The organism is Roseburia sp. AF42-8 (genome assembly GCF_003435965.1).
Classification (GTDB): Bacteria; Bacillota; Clostridia; order Lachnospirales; family Lachnospiraceae; genus Roseburia_C; species Roseburia_C amylophila.
On the sequence record NZ_QTVB01000073.1, the window covers coordinates 1 to 6283 of the forward strand.

The 6283-nt window shown below is 49.0% G+C and carries 6 protein-coding genes and 1 pseudogene; all 7 read left to right on the top strand.

The window, feature by feature from the left end; all coding sequences use genetic code 11:
* Positions 1-153: 153 nt before the first annotated feature.
* The 7 genes and pseudogenes from DW059_RS14595 (at position 154) to DW059_RS14630 (ending at position 6117) form a co-directional block, all read left to right on the top strand.
* Positions 154-495, top strand: coding sequence for a DeoR family transcriptional regulator (locus tag DW059_RS14595; RefSeq protein WP_005924748.1), 342 nt, complete (start codon positions 154-156; stop codon positions 493-495).
* A complete protein-coding gene (locus tag DW059_RS14600) occupies positions 488-784 on the top strand; it encodes a DUF3847 domain-containing protein (RefSeq protein WP_117628259.1) in 297 nt (98 codons plus the stop codon). Before DW059_RS14595 ends, DW059_RS14600 begins: the two co-directional genes overlap by 8 nt.
* Before the next feature lie 345 nt (positions 785-1129).
* The gene (locus DW059_RS14605; protein ID WP_025544158.1) at positions 1130-1978 is read left to right on the top strand and encodes a MerR family transcriptional regulator; all 849 of its coding nucleotides are present in this window, start codon (positions 1130-1132) and stop codon (positions 1976-1978) included.
* A gap of 109 nt (positions 1979-2087) precedes the next feature.
* A complete protein-coding gene (gene mobQ / locus DW059_RS14610; RefSeq protein WP_025544159.1) occupies positions 2088-3662 on the top strand; it encodes a MobQ family relaxase in 1575 nt (524 codons plus the stop codon).
* Between the two features lie 65 nt (positions 3663-3727).
* A pseudogene (locus DW059_RS14615) lies at positions 3728-4371 on the top strand (CHC2 zinc finger domain-containing protein).
* A complete protein-coding gene (locus DW059_RS14620; protein ID WP_117699277.1) occupies positions 4340-5677 on the top strand; it encodes a virulence-associated E family protein in 1338 nt (445 codons plus the stop codon). The pseudogene DW059_RS14615 and the gene DW059_RS14620 overlap by 32 nt, the downstream one beginning before the upstream one ends.
* Before the next feature lie 242 nt (positions 5678-5919).
* Entirely contained in the window at positions 5920-6117 is a 198-nt protein-coding gene (locus DW059_RS14630) for a hypothetical protein (protein WP_002595176.1), read from the top strand.
* Positions 6118-6283: the final 166 nt, after the last annotated feature.

The window sequence follows — 6283 nt, forward strand, 5'->3', positions numbered from 1 at the left end:
GCTTTCCTTTTACCTCAATGACCGGGGGCGTGTCACTTACAACGAATTATGCCGGAAATGCCAGCATGGGTGCAAGCAGAGCTTCCGGGCGGTTGTGATTGACTGCCCCTGTTATTTATCCAAACGAGCAAAGAAAAAGGAGGAACACACCGAATGAATTTTGAATTTATGACGATAGACACACCATTACCGCCCTGTATGCCATTTCCCAGAGCGTTGACAGGATTTCCAGTCAGCAGCACCGCAAAGGTCATGTACTGCCGGATGCTGGACGCTATGCTATCCAAAGGGAAGGAGGACGAGAACGGAATCCTGTTTGTCTGCTTCCCCATCACAGCCATTGCCGCAGTCCTGTCCCGCAGCCCCATGACGGTCAAGCGTTCTCTGAATGAACTGGAAACCGCCGGACTTATCATGCGGGTGCGTCAGGGCATTGGAGAACCAAACAGGATTTATGTGCTGATACCGGGAAAGGAGGACGCTGCCCTTGCCTGATACCTCAAAACTGGAAAAGCTCAACCGGGAGTTGGAAAAAAGCGAAAAGAAACTGCGGAAAGCCATCAATGATGAAAAGGCATTGCAGCACCAGTTGAAGCAGCTTACCCGAAAGGAACGGACGCATCGGCTCTGTACTCGTGGCGGTATGCTGGAAAGTTTTCTGCAAGAGCCGGAACGCCTGACAGATGATGATGTCATGCTGCTGTTGAAACTCATTTTTCACAGGCAGGACACGCAGGAACTATTGAAAAAACTGCTGGAACGGGAGAAGCTGGAAACCCCTTAGTTTACTAAGGGCGCAATTATACACCACCCAAAGGTTGGTGCATTGCGTTCTCCGAAGGCTCCTCGCCGGAGGGCTGTGATTTTCCGCAGCCACGGACTGCTCCAAATCAAACAGGGGACGCTACACTTCCCCTGCGCTGGCTTTCGCCAGCTACCCTTTTGTGGACTTGCCATCTGGGGACACCTTGCGTTGCAAGCTGTTCCCAGCCGACAAGTTTTACAGAATCAGTTTTCTGTCTTTTGAGAAGAAATGAAAAATGTTATACTAAAAAATGAAAATGCCTATTGACTCTCACGGAACGTCATAGATTAAAGTTACCTTATCAGGAACAGGAGGTCAGCAGCTATGAGGACAGTAAAAGAAATATCAGATTTAACAGGTATCAGCGTTCGCACGCTTCACTATTATGATGAAATCGGGTTGTTAAAGCCAACAGAAAAAAGTGATGCGGGATACCGGCTTTATGACGATAAGGCACTGGAAACATTACAACAGATTTTATTTTTCCGTGAGTTTGATATCTCCTTGAAAGAAATCAAAGCTGTTTTGGACAATCCGGCTCTTGAAAGAAATCAGATTCTACAAGTACAGCGAAAAATGTTGGTAACAAAGAAAGAACGAATGGAACGTCTGATTGCCAGCATTGATGACATTCTGAAAGGAGAGAACAAAATGGATTTTACAATTTTTACCAAAACAGAAGTAGAAGAAATGTTCCAAACCATGCTTGAGCATATGCCGGAGAATATGAGAAACATTGCAATTAAAGAATTTGGTAGCATTGAACAATGGAAAAAGCATTATATGGAAGTCGTATCTTCGGAAGAAATGCAGAAAGGCTATGCAAAGGTAGTTGAATGGTATGGTGGAAAGGACAAGTTTCTGTCTGTTGCCCGAACTCCCGTCAGCAAAGAAGTTGCAGAAAGCTATAACAAACGGATAGAAGCGATTTTGCAAAAACTGATTGCAAAACAGAATTGTGACATAGATTCTTTTGAAGTAAAAGAGCTTGTTGGAGAATATGGCTTTGTTATGAAACAGCTTGCCCAGATAAAAGAAGAAAAAGGCTTTATGATGGCACAGACGCAGTATTACCGCAATGAACAAATCAAACCAATGATAGACGAAAAATACGGTGAAGGGGCTTCTGATTTCTTTGCACAGGCAATAGAAAACTATTATAAAGTTAAGTAATCTTGAATTTTAACTAAATACCCGCCGCCCCCAGCGGCACACCAAGCAGGAAATCTGAAAAAGGTCTCCTGCTTTTTTTATACCTAAAATCGGAAAGGAGGAACACTAAATGCCCTGTCCACACAATCAAATCTCCATCGTCCAGCGTAGCAACCGCCAGTCTGCTGTTGCCGCCGCTGCTTACCAAAGCGGCGAAAAGCTGTTCTGTGAATACGACCAGCAAGTGAAGCACTACCCAGAAAAGCGTGGTATCGTCCATAATGAAATCCTGCTCCCGGCAAATGCCCCGCCAGAGTATGCAGACCGCAATACCTTATGGAACGCCGCCGAAGCTGTTGAGAAGCAATGGAACTCCCAGCTTGCAAGGCGGTGGGTGCTTTCCATTCCCAGAGAGATACCGCCCGACCAGTACGCCGCCCTTGTCCGGGATTTCTGCAATCAGCAGTTTGTTTCCAAAGGAATGTGCGTGGATTTTGCCATCCATGACAAAGGGGACGGAAACCCTCACGCTCATGTCATGCTGACTATGCGGGCAATGGATGAACATGGGAAATGGCTTCCCAAGAGCCGCAAGGTTTATGACCTTGACGAGAACGGGGAACGGATAAAACTTCCGTCCGGCAGATGGAAAAGTCACAAGGAAGATACGGTTGACTGGAACGACCGCAAGTATTGTGAAATCTGGCGGCATGAATGGGAGATCATCCAGAACCGCTATCTGGAAGCCAACAACCGCCCGGAGCGGGTGGATCTCCGTTCTTATGAAAGACAGGGGCTTGATATTATCCCTACCGTCCATGAGGGTGCTGCTGTCCGGCAGATGGAAAAGCGAGGGATTCAGACCAACATCGGAAATCTGAACCGGGAAATCAAAGCCGCCAACAGCCTGATGAAGTCTATCCGGCAGCTTATTAAAAATCTCAAAGGCTGGATTATCGAGCTTAGTGAAAAACGAAAAGAACTGCTTGCGGAAAAAGCTGCGGAGGAAGCGGTATTTCTTCCCAATCTGTTGATGAAGTACATGGAGGTACGAAAGGCAGAACGGAGCGACTGGACACGGGCGGGACAAAACCGTGGAACTTCCAAAGACTTAAAGGCAGTCAGCGAAGCCCTGTCCTATCTTCAGAGAAAGGGACTTTCCACCGTGGAGGATTTGGAAAACTTTATAGAAACGTCCGGGAAATCTGCCGCCGACTACCGAAAGCAGATGAAGCCAAAGGAAACCCGCAGCAACGTGATTGACGCTATCCTTGCCGCCCGGACGGACTGTAAGGAATGTAAGCCCGTTTATGAGAAATACCAGAAGATATTTTTCAAGAAAACTAAGGAAAAATTCAAGCTGGAACACCCGGAGGTTGCCCGGTTTGAGAAAGCCAGTGCCTACCTTGCCAAGCACCCGGATGATAAGGACAGCACGAAAAAGGAGCTTTTGCAGGAACAGGCGAAGCTTGTGGGCGAAATCGCAGACTTGAAAGTACCGTTGACCGAGGTGCAGGAAGATTTGAAGAAGCTGCGGGACATCCGCTACTGGGTACGGAAAGCCACACCCGGCACAGAGGAAAGCAAAGAGCCGCCCAAGAAGCAGCCCCTCAAAGAAGTCTTGCAGGATAAGGCTGACGAGAAGAAAGCACAGAAAAACGCCCCGGCGCAGACGAAACACAAACAACAGGATATGGAACTTTAACAGGCACTTGCCATTTTCAGATTGAGAATGATAAGTGCCTTTTCTTTTTACAAGGAGGAATTGATTTGAATGTATTTGAAGCTGTGAAGCAGTCCGTTACGACAAGACAGGCTGCGGAGCATTACGGAATCCGGGTAAACAGAAACGGGATGGCTTGCTGCCCGTTCCACAACGATAAGACCCCAGCATGAAGCTGGACAAGCGTTTCCACTGCTTCGGATGTGGTGCAGATGGGGATGTGATTGATTTTGTAGCTGCCCTGTACGGGCTGGGGAAAAAGGAAGCCGCCGCACAGTTGGCGAGTGACTTCGGGCTTGCCTATGAGGACTGGAAGCCACCGGGCAGGGCAAGGAAGCCCAAGCCCCGGCAGAAATCCCCGGAAGAACAGTTCCGGGAAGCAAAGGCACATTGCTTCCGTGTCCTTGCCGATTATCTACACCTCTTACGGGTATGGAAAACCGACTATGCCCCGCACTCCCCGGAGGAAGCGTTTCATCCCCGGTTCGTGGAAGCCTTGCAGAAGCAAGCCCATGTGGAATATCTGCTGGATGTGCTGCTGTTCGGGGAGACAGAGGAAAAAGCGGTTTTGATTATGGACTACGGAAAGGATGTGATACAGCTTGAACAGCGAATGGCAGAGCTTGCAGCCGCAGACGCAGCAAGAACTAAAAAACACCATGAACGCCATGCAGCCGCCCCAGAGCGTTGAGGAAGTAAAGGCAACTCTGGAAACCACCGAGAAAGGCGGCGTCCGCCAGAGCATACGGAACTGCCTGACCGTATTCCAGCGTGACCCTGTGCTTGCCGGGGCAATCGCCTACAACATCCTGACCGACCGCAAGGACATCATAAAGCCCATCGGTTTTCACAGAGAAAGCACAGCCCTGACCGATACGGACATGAAGTATCTGCTTCTCTATCTGGAGGAAACCTACGGGCTTACCAGTGAGAAAAAGATTGAAACCGCCATCGGGATTGTGGCGAATGAGAATAAGTACCACCCCATCCGGGATTTTCTGAACAGCCTTGCATGGGACGGGACTGAGCGCATCCGCTTCTGTCTGCGGCACTTTCTGGGAGCTGATGTGGACGATTACACCTATGAAGCCTTGAAGCTGTTCATGCTGGGGGCGATTACAAGGGCATTTAAGCCCGGAAGCAAGTTTGAAATCATGCTGTGTCTGGTAGGCGGTCAGGGGGCTGGCAAATCCACCTTCTTCCGGCTGCTGGCAGTCCGGGACGAGTGGTTTTCCGATGATTTGCGGAAGCTGGACGATGATAACGTGTACCGCAAGCTGCAAGGTCACTGGATAATTGAAATGTCGGAAATGATGGCAACCGCCAATGCCAAGAGCATTGAGGAAATCAAGTCCTTTCTAAGCCGCCAGAAAGAGGTTTACAAAATTCCCTATGAAACTCACCCGGCAGACCGCCCCCGTCAATGCGTGTTCGGCGGCACTTCCAACGCCCTTGACTTTCTCCCCCTTGACCGTTCCGGCAACCGCCGATTTATCCCGGTCATGGTGTACCCGGAGCAAGCCGAGGTTCACATTTTGGAGGACGAAGCCGCTTCCAGAGCCTATATCAGCCAGATGTGGGCGGAAGCAATGGAGATTTACCGAAGCGGCATGTTCAAGCTGTCATTCAGCCCAGCCATGCAGCGGTATCTCAAAGAACACCAGCGGGATTTTATGCCGGAGGACACCAAAGCCGGGATGATACAGGCTTACCTTGATAAGTACACCGGGGAAACGGTCTGCTCCAAGCAGCTCTACAAGGAAGCCTTAAACCACACCTTTGATGAGCCGAAGCAATGGGAAATCCGGGAAATCAACGAGATAATGAACCAGTGCATTACCGGGTGGAACTACTTTTCCAATCCGAGGATGTTTGCGGAATACGGCAGACAAAAGGGCTGGGAGCGTGAAAACCCGGCAACGGACTCCGGCAACCCGTCTGAAAAAACGATGGACGGTTTTGTGGAGGTCACAGAGCAGATGGAGCTTCCATTCTGAAAATGACAGCCCGTTGCCGACTTCGTTGCTATCCCGTTGCCGAGCCGGTTGCCGGGGAAAATCCCTTATTTCCGGGCTTTTTCCCTCTCTGACAACCAAAACAACAGAAAAATAAAAGAAAAGTATAAATAGTAATCAACGCCAGATTGAGATTGTTTGCAAGGTCTTTTGAAGCCCGTTGCCGGACTTCGTTGCCGACCGTTCTCTGTCTGGCTATTTTCATGTATGGAGGATAACTGCCTATGGCGAAAAATAAGACCAAGATTGAAGTGACAACCGTATTTGACGGGGAACTGGACGCCACCGATGTGTTCGTCAGCCTGATTTCCCAGAAATACGGCAAAACAAATACAAAAGAATATCTTGCTAAAAAGAAAGATTTGAAGTATAATGAAGATGAGGTTCAACAGAGCCAGATACCGTCTGGATTGTGTGGGTAAATGGCTATGATGAACGAAATGGAATACAGAACAATCGGTTCAGCACTTGCCGGGGGCTATCGTGCGGCGGTCTATTGCAGGCTGTCAAAGGACGATGACCTGCAAGGCGAAAGTGCCAGTATCGCAAACCAGCGTGATATGCTGGAAAAATACTGCGAAAAGCAGG

Coding starts and splice junctions, on each gene's coding strand:
- mobQ (WP_025544159.1), top strand. CDS start 2,088: ATGCCCTGTCCACACAATCAAATCTCCATCGTCCAGCGTAGCAACCGC.
- DW059_RS14630 (WP_002595176.1), top strand. CDS start 5,920: ATGGCGAAAAATAAGACCAAGATTGAAGTGACAACCGTATTTGACGGG.
- DW059_RS14595 (WP_005924748.1), top strand. CDS start 154: ATGAATTTTGAATTTATGACGATAGACACACCATTACCGCCCTGTATG.
- DW059_RS14620 (WP_117699277.1), top strand. CDS start 4,340: ATGAACGCCATGCAGCCGCCCCAGAGCGTTGAGGAAGTAAAGGCAACT.
- DW059_RS14605 (WP_025544158.1), top strand. CDS start 1,130: ATGAGGACAGTAAAAGAAATATCAGATTTAACAGGTATCAGCGTTCGC.